The following is a 16,953-nucleotide window of genomic DNA, read 5'->3' on the forward strand; positions in this document are numbered from 1 at the left end:
ACAATCTTTGCAAACGTGATTGATACTTTCGGCGAAACGAGTTGCAGAAGCCTCTCACAAGGTTCTGCGTATAGCGCAGCCGGCAGAAGCATCATGAGAAATAGAACAATCTTGTAGGGCTTGCGTCCAGTAAACATACACAGAACTATATATCTCGTGATTTGCCGCCAGAGCAAATGAGGTTCCTGTTGTCACAAACTTCGACTTGTTTCAAAGTCAATGCAGCACGAACAAAGCAAAATGAGCTACTGAACGCACTCCGCCACAAGAACCCCAAACGGTGCGAGCGTTATATGCTCCAGCGAAAAGTTCTCTCCGCTGGTCGACGGCGATGCATAAAGAACTTTTGCGGAATGAGCATGCACATCCCCTCTCAGTGAAAGGTGCTGCGTCTGCGCGCTCATGTTGAGCGCTATCACCACCGTGGAATGGTCGCTCTTCCTCAGATACGCAAAGGTGTTCGGATCATCGCGATCGATGGACTCCTGCGTACCGTCCCGCAGAGCGGGCACCGACTTACGCAGCGCAAGCAGGGTCTTATAGGTATTGAAGATGGATTCAGGGTCCCGCTCTTCCGCGGCTACGTTGTAGGTGGCCGCGCTCGGAGGAACCGGCAGCCAGGGCTCCTTCGACGAGGTGAATCCAGCTTCAGGAGCGGCACTCCATTGCATCGGAGTACGCTCGCCGTCGCGCCCCTTTTCTTTGGGCCAGCCCAACTTGCCGATGGGGTCGCGCACGTCTTCTTTCCGAGCAGGATCGGTGGTTCTCATCCCAAGCTCTTCACCGTAGTACATCTGCGGGGTTCCGCGCGTCGTTAGCAGAAGCGTAGCCAGCAGCTTTGCGATCTGATCGTTATGTACGCCGTCGCCATAACGGTCCCATTGCCGAGGCTGATCGTGATTGCTGAAAAAGTACTCAGGCTGTCCGTGAGCGGTATTGTTTTCAACCTCATCGAAGAGTCGTCGAAAGATGGGTGCAGATAGCTTGTTGACATCCGCTATCTGAAAATCCATCGGGAGTTGTATCTCGTCGCCGTTGCCGTAGACCTTCGTCAGTTCGGCTATGTTCGGCTCATCCGCTTCTGTGAGCAGGACGGGATCGCCGGGATACTTGTTGACGGTCCGGCGCAGTTCCTTGAGCACATCGTTTACCTCTGGAAAGTTATCGGTGTACTTGTGCTCGATATTGCGGTCGCCATAGGCATTCCGGCCCGGCAGGTAGGGATCGTCACGCAGTTGGGGATCTTCAAACAGCCGGGAAACTGCATCGATGCGAAAGCCGGAGACGCCGCGTTGCAGCCAGAAATCGAGAACGCCTTCCATCGCCTTATGTACTTCCGGATTGCGCCAGTTCAGATCGGGTTGCTGAACGTAGAAATAGTGATAGTAGAACTGCTTCGTGGCCGGATCGTAGGTCCATGCAGAGTGGCCAAACCAGGATTGCCAGTTATTGGGCGGCCCCCACCCGGGCTTGCCGTCGTGCCAGATGTACCAGTCGCGTTTTGGATTGGTGAGCGAGGAGCGGGATTCCCTGAACCACGGGTGCTGGTCGGAGGTGTGGTTGATGACGTAGTCCATGATGACGCGGATATCGCGTTTCCTGGCCTCTGCCACGAGCCGTTCAAAGTCGGCCATCGTTCCGTAAAGCGGGTCGATCGCTGTGTAATCCGAGACATCGTAGCCGTTATCGATGCCGGGCGAAGGATACATCGGCGAGATCCAGATAGCATCGATTCCGAGATCGTGCAGATAATCCAGGCGCGATGCGATGCCATTGATATCGCCGACACCGTCGCCGTTAGAGTCCTGAAAGCTTTTGGGATTGATCTCATAGATGACAGCGTGTTTCCACCACTCGTCATGCGAATCGGGCAGAACAGACGGCTGTTGTGCAACGGCTGCTGTTCCTAGAAAGAAAGCCGGTAGGAAGGTAAAAAGGCGCAACACAAATCGCCGGATTGCCGTCTGTTTCAATTTCATTGTTTTCACCTCTATCTTTATGCAGGCCTATTCCAAGCCGAGACCGCGTAACACCAGTGAGAATTTTCTGACACGAAGGAGGGCGCCATTCCTCGCGGTGTTTGCGCGAGGAGTGGGAAGCGGGAATGATCCGGCTCCCCACTCCAGGGTTGCTAGAACGAGACCCTCACCGCGAACTGCAACTGCCGCATGTTCACATTCTGGTCGAGTCCTACGATCTGCCCCGGCGTTCCACCGGCACTAAGCGAGCAGTCGATACAGGGACCGTTCGTTTCATTGCTGGCGGTTGGCAGACTGAGCGCAGGATGGTTGAAGAGATTGCTCGCCTGAAAGATGAACTGCCCATTGACACGTTGAGTGATCGGAAACGTCTTGGACAGCGAAGCGTTTGCCAGGAACTCACGCGGCCCCGTAAAAGAGTTCCTTCCGGAGTTGCCGACGATGCCGAAGGCCGGTCTCTGAAACGGCCCTGAGGACGAACCGTTCTGGCTCAAAGGAGCGACGGGAGTAAAGAACGTAACCGTGTGCGTGGCAGTGTTGAACGCCTGCGCCCCATGAGGAAGGCTCATTGGCGAGCCGTTCGGGCGACAGAGAACACCGCTGCTGACGCTGGTATCGACATCTTCGTCGGCATTGCACTCCGCATAGGTCGGGGTGAAGGGCAGACCGCTCATCCAGGTTGAAGTTCCGCTCAACTCCCATCCGCCGATGGCATAGTTCACGAGCCTGTTCGCGCCGCCCGCGTACTTCTGCCCATGACCGAAGGGCAGGTCATATACACCGTACAAGTTGAAGACATTGGTGCGGTTCAGGTCGTTGCGAGAGTAGGTCAACGCAGGGTCCTGATTGAAGTAGGTTCCCGAGTTATTCATGGCCTTGGACCAGGTGTAATTAGCATTGAGCGAAAGCCCGCCTCTCAATTGCTCTTTAAGGGATGTCTGCAAGCCGTTATAGTTGGCGTGAGCGGAGGGTGCAACGCTGTTAAGGCTGGTGTTGCAGCAGACCACGCCATTGTTGTTGAAACGGTTGAAGAGGGGCATGCGAGCGTTCACATTTCCCAGTTCCGCTGGAGTCGTCGGCAGACGCTGCGTATTCAGGTTGTACCCTTCGGTGGTACCGGGATAGGTTCTCTCCGCCAGGTTGCCGACGTAGGCAATATCGACGGTCAGTCGCGATCCCATCTGTTGTTGCAGGCTGACATTCCACTGGTCCACCCGGGCAAGCTCGAGAGTCAGGGGGCGAACCGAGGGATAGCTTGTGTTATTCGCCATAGGAATAAGTCCATTCGGTGGAACCACCGGAGGCGCAGGCAGGGTGGGGCCGTTGGCCAGGTTGAAGACGGAGCCGTTGGGGCCAAAGGACGCCGCCGCTGTCAGGCTCTGGGTTGTGTAGACGGGCGTATCTTCCGTCAGCGCCGTTCCGAACAGCGTTCCGTAGAACCCTTCGGAGTCGTACATGATCGCCGCTCCGGCCCGCAGAACCAGACTTGGGTTGACGTTATAGGCAATGCCTACACGCGGAGAAAAGTTCTTGTAATCCATCTTTTCGCCACCGTTGGTGCCGATGCCGCCAACTCCTGCAACCTGCACATATCCTGTGCTCAGGTTTACGAAACCGCCATTGCCCGCGGCGTTCACCGTTTCGGGGAAGGTCAACTCCCAGCGCAGACCATAGGTCAGGGTCAATGCAGGCGTGACGCGCCAAGTGTCCTGTCCATAGTAGGCCATGCGCTTTTGGTTGCTGGCTGCAGCGTTGTTATAGACGATGAAGCGCTGGAAGCTCGTGACGTCGCCAAGCAGCGCCGTTCCAAGATCGAGACCACCAGAACCCGCCGACGCTGTGCCCGGCAGGCCGGAGGAACTTGTGCTCGATGCATTGAATTGAAGCACGCCGGTGCGATTGGTGTCGCTCGCACTGCGGAGCTGCGTCGCATAACGAATATCTCCACCGAAACGGATCGTATGGTTGCCGGCTGTGCGGGTCCAATTGTTTGTGACCTGGTACTCGTGCTCGCTCTGCTTGAGCGGGCAGTTGCAGATCTGGGTGCCGTTGTAGGTGACGTTCGCTCCCAGATTGGTCAACGTACCGCTGTTGAAGAGATAGTCGGGATTTCCTGAGGTGTCCAGCGTTCCAGTATTCAGCCCCGGAATGCCAAGGGTCGTCGCAGGCTCTGCGCCGATGTCAGGCTTATTCTGATTTACCTGGTATTTCATCAGGCCGAAGCGGAAGTCGGTCGCCATTTTGGGGGTCAGCGCCATATCGAATCCCGCTGAAACACTCTGGTCCTGCGACCAGTCGGTTCCGGCAAAGTAGGAGCCGTCCAATCCAACGCCTCCGGCCGCCCCAAAGATATTGGATCCGCTCAGGGTGTAGCGCGCATAGTCGTAACGGGCAAACGTGTGCATCTTCTGCGTCGTCTGATCGTCGAGGCGAATGTCTGCCTGATTTGCATTGTTGGGGCCGAATCCGGATGCGGCGTAGTTGTTTGCGGTTCCTGCTCCCGCGACGTTAGGAGCCGGCAACTCTGAAAGGAGCCCAACGGCCTGGGGTGCAAGCTGGCTTGTGGGAATCATGTTGCCTGCGTAAGCCACTCCGGTGATTGGGTTGTATACCTGCCCCACATTCCCCGAGCCGAGATACTCACTCAGGTTGCACATAGTCGATGTAGGAGAAAGACAGGTACTGCGCACCAGGTTGGTGGGCACGTTGACGAGCAGGCTCTGGCCGCTCTTTTGCCGGGTCCCCTGATAATCCGCGAAGAAGAACGTCCGATTCTTGATAATGGGCCCACTGATCGAACCGCCAAATCGAGCGTAGACATTGGGTGGCAGGTACCTGCCAGTCAAAGGATTGGGCTGAAACTGCGTGAAGGGGTTGCGGGCCTGTTGGGCATCCGAGTAGCGATAGAAGTAGACATCACCATGGAGGGCGTTGCTACCGGACCTCGTCTCTGCCGTGATGATGCCTCCCGAAGCGCCTCCGAACTCTGCGTTGTAGTTCTGGGTGAGCACCTGCATGCCTTGTACGGAGTCCAGGGTCGGATTGATGACGATGATACCGAGCACGGGGTCGCGGTCGTCCGTTCCATCCAATATCCAGCTCTGGGTGCCGAAGTTCTGGCCGTTGATCGAATAACTCGCCGATCCCTGGGGATCCTGCGAGGCACTGTTGTTGCCAGTCGACGGAGAGGTCCCTGCTGTCAGCGCCTGAGTCTGCATAAAGTTGCCGGTCAGATTGGGAAGATTGGCGATCGTCTTTTCGTCGACTCGATCGGAGATCTGTGCGGAATCGGTTTGGAGGGCTGGGGGCGCGGACGTGACCGTGACCTGCTGGCTGGTTCCGGCGACCGACAGGGTCTCGTCGACCTTGGGCGCTCCGTTTGCCGTGACTACAATTCCCTTCGTCTCTACATCGGCGAAACCGTTAGCCGAGACTTTGACCATATACGTATCGGGAACCAGACGGTCGATACGGTAATTTCCACTCTCATTGGATTGAACGGTCTGGTTGATACCTTTGTCGACGTCGGTGACAGTTACCGTGGCGTTTGGGATGGCAGCACCGCTGCTGTCGGCGACTGTGCCGTAGATTGAGCCGAAGACCGCTTGTGCCCTGGCCCGGTTGCCGGCGCACAGGACCAGCGCAAGCATCAGGTATAAGCCGGTGGAAATACCTTTTTTGAATATCATTTGGCGTGCCTCCTCAAAAAGTTCCACACCAGAACAAGAGAAGCTTCCCGGTTGAACCATTCAACCGGAACTCCAGACCTGTATCATCATGGTTCCGACTACGGCTGGATCTACTGTTATCGTGCGAAGAGCATCTTTATCGGAACACGCAAGCATGGGGAAGTTTCTCGTAGTATGTAGCTTTTCCTATCCATCAAGTCGTTATTCTTCAATAAGATATGTTGAAGTTACATCACATGTAACATGTTTTTGATGGGGGCGCTGGCAGAACAGGAACAGGAGAGCGCACAACTTTTTAGGAGCATGGACAGTCCCTCTGCGCACTGCTAGAATCGCCATTCCTGAAAGAAGTCCATATGGCGGGTGCGGCTGTTTACATGTCATCGGTCGAAGACTCCCAGCGGATGATGGCGCAGGTTGAAAAGATCATTCGCAGTTCGGTCTTCTTTGGAGCCGAAACCTCCAGCAAGCTTCTCCTCTTTCTGGCAAATCGCGCCCTCAATACTCCGGAGTCCTCCGGCTCTTCGTTGAAAGAGTATGAGATCGCGACAGGGAACTGACCTCGGGGCCACGCACCGGACAGGTTGTCATTGACAACCACACTCCGCAGGCCGGTGAGCCTGCAATGTACATGGCCAGCAATACCCCGGATCATCCGCTGATCGACGACTATGCCCTGATCACCCGTATGCCCATTGATGCCACACACGAAGCACTTGTGGCGGCGGGAACGACTACGATCGGAACCGAGGCGGCCGTGGAATATCTCTGCGATCCCGCTACCCTGATGCATATCCGGCAAAAGATCGCTTCATCCAGCCATGAGGATGCTTACGAATTGATCCTCCACATCAGGATCGTGGACGAGGTTCCCATGCATGCCGATATCGTTGCTGTTCGGCAGTACCGGTTGTCTAATAAATAGCCGGCCCTGAAAAACCGGCACGAACAATAGAAATCTGTTGCAGAGGGAGAGAGATTCAAATCACCCTGCAAATACATTGGCATTACGCAGTGTGAACTACGCAAACCGGAGAGTTATCCCAATCCATCGATCTTTTCTTCCAGTGACAGCAGGGCCTCCTGGATGACTGCAAAATCCGGCGGCTCGCGAGCGCTGCGTAGTGAGTATGCCTCAGGGCCTTCCGCTCCTCGCAGCCGGAGGAAGATGTTGTGGCCATCCGCCGGCAAGCGATTTGTACAGTAGAACGGCAGAGATGGCGCTGTTGGAATGGCTTTCCGCAGAAGCGTCTTCGGCCTGCAGTTGTACTCTCTGCGCGTCCAGCAAATCCAGTAAACCGGTAGCTCCATTCTTAAAACGAACACTGGCAAGATCGGCTGCACGTTTACTATCGTTGGCCGCGAGCTGGAGTTGAACGTCACGATCCTGTGACCTCGTATAGCTCACCAGAGCGTTCTCTACATCCTCAAGAGCCAGGAGAACCGACTGCTGATACTGGGCAAGTTGTGCATCGCCGTCGGCCCGCTTGGCTGCGATTCGAGCGCGAACTCTTCCTGTATCAAGAAAAGACCAATCGATGTTCAATGCCGCCAGATTCACAGCGCTGACTCCATCAAACGGTGTATCCCCATGAAACTCGTTCAATCCAAGAAGGCCCGCGAAGTTGACACGCGGGAAAAGATCGGCAGTAGCAATACCGATTTGTTCTGTTGCAGCATGAAGTCGTTCCTCTGACGCGCTTACATCGGGGCGGCGACGCACAAGATCGGCCGGTGTTCCGGGATCGATACGTTGAGGAAGGTCAGGTAGTGGCTTTACCACTTCAAGCTCAGAGACGAGAGCCTCTGGGGAGAGCCCGCATAGCACGGCAAGGCGGTGCTCATCGAGTGCGATCGCAGAGAGCAGCTCCGGAATGCGCGAGGTCGTCGTCTCCAGAAGAGCGCGTGCTCTCGACGTATCGAACTCTGTTCCTCTGCCAGCTGAGTAAGCTGCCTCAACCAGCCGTACTGTTTCCTGCTCGTTCTCAACATTCTCACGCGCGATCCGAAGAAGTTCCTGCCGTCCACGGAGATCTATATAAGTGCTCGCGACTTCTCCAACCACGGTAACCTGCATCGCCGCAAGGTTACTTGCATCCGCAAGAGTCTGCTGGCGTTGCGCCTCTATGTTGTGACGAACGCGACCAAAGAAATCGAGTTCCCAACTTGCATTGATCCCTGGGGTAAAAAAGCGATTATTTCGCGGATAGCCAAACGCCTGGTCAGCGCCGAACTTCTGTCTTCCCACGCTCGTGCTCATCGTTACGGTGGGATAGCGGTCAAACTTTGCTTCACGCAATAAGGCATTGGCGCTGTCGTAATGAGCCAGCGCGGCGCGCAGATCGTTGTTCGCAGTGAGTGAACGCTGCACAAGCGAGCTGAGCTCCGGGTCATGGAAGCTATGCCAGAACTCCGGATCATCCGCGTCTGCGTGGGGGCTAACATCAACAGACGCGGTATCGGGAGCGGTGAACTGCTGCGGAAATACAAGCGTTGGCTGCTTGTAATGAGGGCCAACGGAACACCCGGTGAGCCCAAGCGAGAGCACCGTCGCCAGAATTGATTTGCGATTAAGCATTGCTCACCCCCACTCCTCCGCAAGACTCTTCCGTTACTTCGCTAAGCTTTTTCTTCGTCCAGGTACGCAGTGCTACATAAAATACCGGAGTCAGAAAGAGACCAAACAAGGTCACACCGAGCATTCCAGAGAAGACAGTAATGCCTGTTGCGGCACGAACTTCGCTGCCGGCGCCGTGCCCCAGGAGCAATGGGACGGAACCGGCGATAAAGGCGATCGAGGTCATCACAATCGGACGCAGACGCATGCGACAGGCTTCGAGCGCGGCTTCGACGATGCTCTTGCCCTGAATCTCTAACTCTCGTGCAAACTCAACGATGAGGATCGCGTTCTTGCAGGCCAGGCCCATCAAAACGACGAGACCCACCTGCACGAATACATTGTTGTCGCCATCCGTGAGCCACACGCCAAGAAGTGCCGCGCACATGCACACAGGCACAATCAGGATGACTGCAAGCGGCAATGTCCAGCTCTCAAATAGAGCGGCGAGCACGAGGAAGGCCAGCATTACAGCGAGTGGAAAGACCACGGCCGCCGCATGGCTTTGTGTTACCTGCTGATAGCTCAAGTCTGTCCACTCGAGTACGATGCCACGGGGCAGGACCTTGTTCGCGATCTCCGTAAGTTTGGTGACCACCTGTCCGGAGGAAAGCATTTTAGGATCGGAGTCTCCGATAAGATCGGCGGCCGGGTAGCCGTTATAACGCATGACCGGATCAGGCCCGTAGCTCGGTACTACTGTCACGATCGAACCTATTGGCACCATCTCACCGTGCGCATTGCGCACACGCAGATTGCCGATGTCCTCCGCTCGCTGGCGATGGGTGGCATCGGCCTGCGCCATGACCCGGTAGACGCGCCCAAATACATTGAAGTCGTTGATATAGACCGAACCAAGATAGGTCTGCAGAGTGTCAAATAGATCGGATAACGCAATCCCCTGCGCCTTAGCCTTAACCCGATCCACCTTGACTTCGAGTTGTGGGATGTTGGCCTGGTAGGAGCTGACGGGAAAAGTCATCCCCGGGGTTTGCGCGACGGCACTCTGGAACGTGTTCAACGCATTCTGCAGAGCACCATACCCAAGCCCGGCTCGATCTTCCAGATAAAGCGAATAGCCCGAGCCATTGCCGAGACCCTGAATGGGTGGAGGCATCAAGGCATAGGTGAAGCCTTCCTTGATGTTCGCAAACTTGGCGTTCAGTTCTTTGTTGATCTCCGCTGCGCTGCGACGGCGCTCATCGAACGGCTTGAGGATGATGTAAGCCACTGTAAGATTAGGTGTATTGACTTGCTGCAGGGCGCTGAAGCCTGAGTTGGCGGCCACCATCTCGACACCATCAACGCTGTGCGCGACCTCAATCATCTTGCTCGTTACCTCGTTGGTGCGAGCGTGCGAAGCACCTTCAGGCAGCTTGGCTCCGGAGAAAAGATAGAGTTTGTCCTGGGTTGGAATGAATCCTCCCGGCACCTTGTTGAACAAGAACGCGGTCGTGGCCAGCAAAAATGCATATACGCCGAACACAACTCCACGGTGACGTAGTGTGCGCCCGACCGAACCGTGATAGTTCTCCGAGCTACGCTCAAAGAAGCGATTGAACGGATGGAACAGCCAGCCGAAGACCCGTTCGATGCCGCGAGCCAACACATCTTTGGGCGCATCGTGCCCTTTGAGTAACTGTGCTGCGAGCGCCGGAGACAAAGTCAGTGAGTTGACGGCGGAGATCACGGTAGAGATCGCGATGGTTACCGCAAACTGCCGGTAGAACTGGCCGGTGACGCCAGAGAGAAACGCCATAGGCACGAACACCGCGCAGAGCACCAGCGCAATCGCAATGATGGGTCCGGATACTTCTCTCATCGCCTGGTGGGCAGCAGCACACGGATTTAAGCCCTCCTGGATATTGCGCTCGACATTCTCAACCACAACAATCGCATCGTCGACGACGATGCCGATCGCAAGCACCATGCCGAACAACGTCAGTGTGTTAATCGAGTAACCCAACAAATAGAGCCACGCAAATGTGCCAACTATAGAGACTGGCACCGCAATGAGCGGAATGATGGACGCGCGCCAGGTCTGCAGGAACAGAATCACGACCAGCACTACCAGCACCACAGCCTCGATCAACGTATGCTCAACCGCACGAATCGATTCGCGCACGAACACAGTGGGATCCCAGATGGGTTTGTAGGCAATGCCGGGAGGAAAGTCCGCAGATAACTCGCGGAACCGTTTATACACCGCGTTAGCGACCCCTAAAGCATTGGCCCCGGGGGTAAGGAATATCCCGATCGCTACAGCTTTTTGGCGGTCGGAGTACATATCCATGGTGTAGTCGCTGGCGCCGAGTTCCACCCGCGCTACATCGGAGAGGTGCACGATCTGGCCGTCCCCGCCATCTTTGAGGACGATGTCTCGAAACTCTTGTTCACTACGGAGGCGGCCTCGCACGTTGATCGAGATCAGAAGTTCGGTTGTCTTCGGCGAGGGCTCGGCTCCAAGCTGGCCTGCTGACACTTGCACGTTCTGCTCGCGCACAGCGTTGACCACATCGGCGGCCGTGAGACGGCGTGAGGCGAGCTGGTTCGGGTCGAGCCAGAGACGCATCGCATAATCGCCAGAACCGATCATCTGGACATCACCGATACCGGGTAGGCGCGACAACTCGTCCTTAATATGCAGGACCGCATAGTTGCGCAGGTACAGTGAGTCGTAACGTTTGTCGGGAGAGTACAAGCTCACGTACATGAGCGGCGTGGGAGATTGTTTCTGTGTGGTTACGCCGAACTGCCGCACCTCATCCGGCAATCGCGAAAGCGCCTGGCTGACCCTGTTTTGCACGCGCACGGCTGCAGTATCTGGATCGACCCCAGGCCGAAAGGTGACCACGACTTGAAGGCTGCCGTCTGAGCCGGCGACAGACTTCATATACATGATGCCTTCAACACCGTTGATCGCCTCTTCGAGAGGTTCCGCCACCGATTCGGCGATCTCCTTTGGATTGGCACCAGGATAGGTAGCACGGACCACTACGCTCGGCGGGATGACTTCGGGATATTCCCCGGATGGAAGCATAGGGATAGCAATGAGCCCGAGCGAAAAAATGACGATAGATAGAACGATTGCGAAGATCGGCCGGTCAATAAAGAATTTCGAGAAATCCATGATCTGGCTCTTTCTTACTTGCGGGCTTCCTGAGCAGGAGTGGAGGTGCTGCTGGCAGTCACAGATCCCATTGCGACTTCCTGGGGAGCGATAGGAGCACCAGGGAAATAGATCTGTTGCAATCCACCGACGATCACTTTGTCTCCTGGGGCAAGACCGGATTGAATCAGACGCAGGCCATCCGCCATGCTTCCCGTTACAACATTTTTGCGCTGTGCCACATTACCGGGGCCCACTACATACACATACTTCTGGTCCTGATCGGTAAGAATCGCTTTGTCATCCACCAGAAGCGCCTGCACAGTGCCGGTGCTCTCAAGCTGAACGCGGGCATAGAGGCCTGGAGTGAGAAGATGGTCAGAATTGGGAAGTATGACGCGGGCACGAATTGTCCCCGTCGATGGATTGACCTCGTTGTCGAGAAAATCAATCCTGCCGGCATGAGGAAAGCCGGTCTCATTCGCCAACGCGACATGCACTGGGTTCGCCGAACTCACTCCGCTTCCGCGATGTACTCTCTCCTGAAAACGTAAATAACTCTGCTCATCGCAATCGAAGTACACATAGACAGGATCTTGGGACACGACGGTGGTTAGCACCGTTTGATCGGCTTGTGCAAGGTTTCCTCGCGTAAGCTGCGCCCGGCTGGTTCGTCCAGCAACAGGCGATCGTACTTCCGTAAAAGACAGGTTGAGTTCTGCCGTTGCAACAGCAGATTCCGCTTCATGCACACGAGCAGTGCTCTGGGAGAGATCGGAGTCACGGTTCTGATACTCTTCCTGCGAAATCGCCTTGGAAGCATTCAGTACTTGTGCCCTTTTTGCCTGAATAGCCGCGAATGCCGCCGCAGCCCGCTCGCGCTCCAGACTTGCCTTTGCACTGTCGAGAGCATCGCGGTAAGGCCGCGGATCGATGATGAAAAGCAGGTCACCGCGCTTTACGTTGTCTCCCTCTCGATACGCAACCTTATCTACGTAGCCTGTCACCCTGGCCCGCACATCTACAGAATTGATGGATGCGACACGGCCGTTGAAGTCGTCAGATAGACGAATCGGCTTGGGCACGACCGCAGCGGCTTCTACAACTGCCGGTGACGGCGGCTTCTTATCGACCGCCGACTTACATCCCGCAAGAGGGATTACCAAGATCCCAGCACAGGTGCAGGCAAGCAGAAGCTGCCTGAACGAACTCCGACGTGCGAAGAGAGCAAGGCCGACCAAATACGGATCGCGGGTGTCCGCCGGGCGCTTCCGGCTCATATTCTGATTAGCCACACAGATCCTGCTCCAGAAATCGCCGCATGTTTGTGCTTTCCGAGCAAAATACCGGTGAGCAAGATCATCGGTGGAATCTTCCTTCTCAATGTCTACGACTCGGAGGGCGATTCTTAGGTTCATCATGTCTTTCCTCTTTGATCTCGTAGTGAATTCATCAGTGTTAATAGACTTTTTTCGAGCCTTCTTGATTTCTTCAACAGCCTCGTCCGACTTGGCGGAGTTACCCGAGCAGTGCGCAACGACCGAAAATCCATCTGCGACGAGCCGCCTTGGAATCGCTCCCCCCGATACCGCCGGAAGCACCGATTTCTATCGCAGTCTTTGCCATTTCTTCCCCAGAGTTTTCAGATTACCCCTATTGAATGACGTGACACTGCCTGGACAGCATGCATAGTTGGCATACTGAACATGCGTCTGGCGCAGCTTCGAAAAGCCGATCCTAACCTGCTCGTCTACCTCGTCGTTTTGAAAGTTCCATGAGGGTATGCGCCCCGGAGAAATCCATCGTGCCTTGCGCATGGGCGACACCTGAGAGCGCACTCTTCACACGCGATGCGATACGAATGGATTGATCGAAACCCGATCAAGCTCGCCGTTCGGGAACGGACGCTCGCTTTACTGGACGCCGGGATGGGACTTCGCATTAGCGAACTTCTGGCGTCGTGCTGGCGGGATCAGATGATCGCGACCAGAGCCTGGACCTGGCTTACAAAAGCACGAACGACCTCCACCCAGATTCCTATAGAGCCTGCGGTCGTTGCCCTCTTTTTTGCTCTTGTAGCCAGCATTTTTCGCGAACGAAGCCCGGATCTCGAACCTGAGATCCGGGCTTCGCAAGTCAATGATGAATGAAGCGTCGATTACTGGTCGTTGCCTACTGTCAGTTCAGTGGCAACGGGTTTGAGGTAGCCGAAGAGCCCACCAGTGCCCTTGTCTGGTCCAGCGCTGAAATAGAGTTCTGCCGCGGGTGAGGCAGCGGGGTCATAGCTGCCTGGTGCGGCACTATTGCCGGGGCTGAGGGCCCAGAGGCCGTTAATGGAGAGCGGTTTTCCGCTTGCGTCCTGTACCAAACCGATGAACTTACCGGTGGCGAGATCGTAAGCGGCTATCGTTCCGCTCCCCTCGGACGAGCCTGCGCCAGCAAACTGCCCGACGAGCAGGTCGTGACTAAAGATGCCGAAGTCGAGCGGCGCCAGGGCTACGCCCCAGGGAGCATTGAGCCAGTCGCCGTGCTCGAGGCGTTGAAGGAGTTGACCATCAGAGGAGAAGATATCGACGTAGCCAAGACCGGGACCGTCAGTCTCTAATTGCTTACCTTCCTGGTGGAGAACGAAAGTGACGACGATGTCGTTGCCGATGGCCTGTACGTTGAAGGGCACGAAGTTTCGGGGCAGACGATCGTCAGTAAACGGCTTGTTATTTTCGTCGTCTCGATCACCGTCTCGGTTCGGCCGCAAAGTAACTCTTTGAAAGGCACTGTTGTAAACATCCACAGTACCTTTGTTGAAGTTGGCGGCGTAGAGATAGCGATTACCGTTAATGAGAGCACTGGTAAGCCCGGTGTAACTGGAACCATCCGTAGTCTTGACTACGATGACGGCGTTCGTCGAAGATCCCGGCGCCCCGCCTGCAGCTACGCCGACGTTCGGGTTCCAGCCGGAGATAGTGCCGTCAAGGGTGGAAAAGAGAAAGTCAGCAGCCGCGCCCGGAGCCAGAACAAAGTCGGTCGGACTGGCGTTAGCAATCGTTCCGGTGGGAGTGCCTGTGGGGAAGGTCTTGCTGTTGGGATTGGCCTTCGGGATCGTAACGACGAGTGGAGTGATTGCTCCGGCGCCGTTGTAAAGAGTGCTAAGGCCAGTCCCGTTATCGGAGATCCACCAAGGGCTACCGGAAGTTCGAGAGAGTCCCCACGGATTGATGAGATGGGGATCGGTAACAGGGGCTACGCCAGATACGTTGGCGACGAGATTGACTTGAGTGTAATGCTGAGCGCTGGCGAATGGTCCAACAAACGAGGCCGACAATACGATTGAGGCCAGGGACAGGAACGTCTTCATCACGGATCTCCCGAAGCTGTGTAAGGCCCCGCCATTGGGGTGCCGCCTCATCGCCGACAGCGTCGGATCATTGGCTGGATTTTCAGGCATGCGGGGAGTGACAGAAAAATCCACCCCGAGCTTATTCCCGCCGATCGACTCTTGTTGTCAGCGTAATGTCATAACTTTGTCCTCCAATGCTCGATCGCAGGCATAAGGATTTGTGAAGCGAAGAAGAAGCCATCACCTGCCGAAATGCAGACATAAACTCCGAGTTCTCATTCAGCAATGCATCGCTGAATGAGAACTCGGAGAATAAATCCCGCGGACTGTTTTCGATTGCCGAATGGCGAAGCAGGACATATCCGTTAAAGATTCTGTCCTGCCGAATGTACGTGCTAGAAGCGTCGTTCGTGACAGCCCTTACCGTCGGTGACAGACGTCAGCACCTGGTTCTCGGCTGTAAGCGAACGGCTGAAGCAGTTACCCAGCGAGTCGTTGCTTTGATAGGACGCGCTCGATTTGCCTGCCGCAGCCGTGAGGTTCTCGCTGGCGTTTAACTGCAACGTGTCGTTGGAGTTGACCTGCTCCTGCGTATTGCTCTCGAAGAGCGGGAATCCGTTGAGGGTCTTCGACTCAGTCATCAGGTTCTGCTGGTTCGCCGTCGTTGCCTGCGTGAAGGTCCCGTTAGCATTGGCAATGAACGAGAAGTTCACCGTCAACGGGTACGACACATGCCTGGACTCCGTTTCCACCAGAATGCCGCTCCGCGTGGTGGTCTTTGAATCGACGGTACTGGCTTGAACGGCGTTCTGCACGTCACCGCCTGTATTCGGATTGACGTTGAAGGTCTGCGTGCTGAGGAAGTTGACCTGCTGCTCAACCGTCGTTTCTACACGGCCGTGCGAGGTGTTGACGAAGCCGCTGATGGTGAAAGACCGGTCAGAACCGACCGCGACTGTGCCCGTGACTACACCGCTGGTGCTGGTCGTGAGGTTTTCGTTCACCTGTGGGGTTGGAGCAGCGCTGAGAGCGTTGCCGATCAGACCGCCACTGACCTCTTTGCTGCCATGGTCAGTGAAGACGAGCATGTTCGCGGTGGCGAGGAAGAGGGTGTTGGCGTTGAAGACGCTGATGCCGACGATGTGCTGGCTGCCATCGCCGAGCACGCCGGCATAGGGTGTGAGGTCAACTCGGTAGGGCTTGAAGTTAAGCGTCTGCACGCCGGTGATGGGCTCCCAGAGGAAGGGATCGATGCCACCGGTGAAGATGAAGGGGAAGACCGGCGCGACGCCGGCGGGTTTGCCGTCGATGGTGATCTCGGTCTCGCGGAACGCGGTGTTGCCGCAACTCTCCAGCGTGCCGGTCTGGTCGTTGGGCACGCACAAGTAATAGAACTCATCGTTGGACTGGTTCTGCGCGAAGACGTCGAGGTAGACCTTCTCTACGTTTCGCGGCAGGTTGAGGGTCTGGGTGACCTGATCGGTAGTGGTGTTGAGCGTGGCGGGGCCGTTGCCGACGCTTACCGGCACGATGATGTCCGGCACGACGGGAGCCGGGGTAAAGCGGGCGACAGGGTAAAATTCGAGCGCCGCGCTCGCGAAGATCGTGCTGGTGTCAACGGAGTTGACGATGTTGCCGATGCTGGCGAGGCCGGTCTGCGGCGTCTTGAAAAAGGCCGTGAGATCGGTGAGGTCACGCTCGACGTGCCAGGAGGGGCTCAGATTGCTGCGGGGCTCTGCGGTAGTGCCGTAGAAGATGTTGACGTCGCCAAGATAGAACCAGGCGCTGCGATCGAATTGGTTCCCGGACGATACGGTGAAATCTGCCGTGAGAACGACCTTGGCCCATGGCCCGGGGCAGTCGGCGGGAGGGGTGTAGGTGAGCGGCGCGCCGTTGAAGCTGGCAAACGGCGCATTGGAGAGCAGCGAAACAATGCAGGGTTTGGTGTCTGGCCGCGTGACCAGCGGCTCCGCACTAACGGGATTGGAAGAGCCAATCTGCGGGTTTGACGGAGCGAGGACGACCTGCGCGGAGGCAGCGCCACAAAATACAGAGGCGAGTAAAAGGAGCTTGGAGACGGAGGGGAGGGGGTTGAAGACACGCAAGCCAACTGCTGTTTTATTCATTGGGAGATCATCCTTGGACTGCGGCAGAACAATACCACAATGATCTCAACGATGACTACTATATTGCTAAAAGTTCACAATAGTGAATAAATGTGG

The 16,953-nt window shown here is 56.0% G+C and carries 9 protein-coding genes; 2 read left to right on the forward strand and 7 right to left on the reverse strand.

What is annotated here, in order from left to right:
• Positions 1-245: 245 nt before the first annotated feature.
• On the reverse strand, positions 246-1,979 hold the full coding sequence (locus HDF15_RS01115; protein ID WP_184252435.1) for an alpha-glucosidase: 1,734 nt from the start codon (positions 1,977-1,979) through the stop codon (positions 246-248).
• Between the two features lie 152 nt (positions 1,980-2,131).
• On the reverse strand, positions 2,132-5,668 hold the full coding sequence (locus HDF15_RS01120; protein WP_184252436.1) for a TonB-dependent receptor: 3,537 nt from the start codon (positions 5,666-5,668) through the stop codon (positions 2,132-2,134).
• Between the two features lie 377 nt (positions 5,669-6,045).
• Here HDF15_RS01120 and HDF15_RS01125 point away from each other — a divergent pair, with 377 nt between their 5' ends.
• Positions 6,046-6,228, forward strand: coding sequence for a hypothetical protein (locus HDF15_RS01125; protein WP_221314221.1), 183 nt, complete (start codon positions 6,046-6,048; stop codon positions 6,226-6,228).
• 71 nt (positions 6,229-6,299) lie between these two features.
• Complete coding sequence (locus tag HDF15_RS01130; protein ID WP_184252438.1) at positions 6,300-6,593, forward strand: hypothetical protein; 294 nt, start codon at positions 6,300-6,302, stop codon at positions 6,591-6,593.
• A gap of 210 nt (positions 6,594-6,803) precedes the next feature.
• On the opposite strand, the gene HDF15_RS01135 is transcribed toward HDF15_RS01130, so the two are convergent.
• The 5 genes from HDF15_RS01135 to HDF15_RS01155 form a co-directional block, all read right to left on the reverse strand.
• Positions 6,804-8,246, reverse strand: a complete 1,443-nt coding sequence (locus tag HDF15_RS01135; protein ID WP_184252439.1) for an efflux transporter outer membrane subunit — start codon at positions 8,244-8,246, stop codon at positions 6,804-6,806.
• Complete coding sequence (locus HDF15_RS01140) at positions 8,239-11,415, reverse strand: efflux RND transporter permease subunit (RefSeq protein ID WP_184252440.1); 3,177 nt, start codon at positions 11,413-11,415, stop codon at positions 8,239-8,241. The genes HDF15_RS01135 and HDF15_RS01140 overlap by 8 nt, the downstream gene beginning before the upstream one ends.
• Positions 11,416-11,429: 14 nt before the next feature.
• Positions 11,430-12,674: an efflux RND transporter periplasmic adaptor subunit gene (locus HDF15_RS01145; protein WP_184252584.1), complete on the reverse strand. Its 1,245-nt coding sequence runs from the start codon at positions 12,672-12,674 to the stop codon at positions 11,430-11,432.
• Positions 12,675-13,552: 878 nt separating this feature from the next.
• Positions 13,553-14,749: a TIGR03118 family protein gene (locus HDF15_RS01150; protein ID WP_184252441.1), complete on the reverse strand. Its 1,197-nt coding sequence runs from the start codon at positions 14,747-14,749 to the stop codon at positions 13,553-13,555.
• A gap of 377 nt (positions 14,750-15,126) precedes the next feature.
• Positions 15,127-16,857: a peptide-N4-asparagine amidase gene (locus tag HDF15_RS01155; protein WP_184252442.1), complete on the reverse strand. Its 1,731-nt coding sequence runs from the start codon at positions 16,855-16,857 to the stop codon at positions 15,127-15,129.
• Between the last annotated feature and the right edge of the window lie 96 nt (positions 16,858-16,953).

Origin of the sequence: Granulicella mallensis, from assembly GCF_014203225.1 — a bacterium.
Classification (GTDB): Bacteria; Acidobacteriota; Terriglobia; order Terriglobales; family Acidobacteriaceae; genus Granulicella; species Granulicella mallensis_A.

Bases quoted from the DNA above. Each gene is read 5' to 3' on its own strand.
- HDF15_RS01150 (WP_184252441.1), bottom strand. From the start codon at position 14,749: ATGAAGACGTTCCTGTCCCTGGCCTCAATCGTATTGTCGGCCTCGTTT.
- HDF15_RS01140 (WP_184252440.1), bottom strand. From the start codon at position 11,415: ATGGATTTCTCGAAATTCTTTATTGACCGGCCGATCTTCGCAATCGTT.
- HDF15_RS01145 (WP_184252584.1), bottom strand. From the start codon at position 12,674: ATGAGCCGGAAGCGCCCGGCGGACACCCGCGATCCGTATTTGGTCGGC.
- HDF15_RS01120 (WP_184252436.1), bottom strand. From the start codon at position 5,668: ATGATATTCAAAAAAGGTATTTCCACCGGCTTATACCTGATGCTTGCG.
- HDF15_RS01155 (WP_184252442.1), bottom strand. From the start codon at position 16,857: ATGAATAAAACAGCAGTTGGCTTGCGTGTCTTCAACCCCCTCCCCTCC.
- HDF15_RS01115 (WP_184252435.1), bottom strand. From the start codon at position 1,979: ATGAAATTGAAACAGACGGCAATCCGGCGATTTGTGTTGCGCCTTTTT.
- HDF15_RS01130 (WP_184252438.1), top strand. From the start codon at position 6,300: ATGGCCAGCAATACCCCGGATCATCCGCTGATCGACGACTATGCCCTG.
- HDF15_RS01125 (WP_221314221.1), top strand. From the start codon at position 6,046: ATGTCATCGGTCGAAGACTCCCAGCGGATGATGGCGCAGGTTGAAAAG.
- HDF15_RS01135 (WP_184252439.1), bottom strand. From the start codon at position 8,246: ATGCTTAATCGCAAATCAATTCTGGCGACGGTGCTCTCGCTTGGGCTC.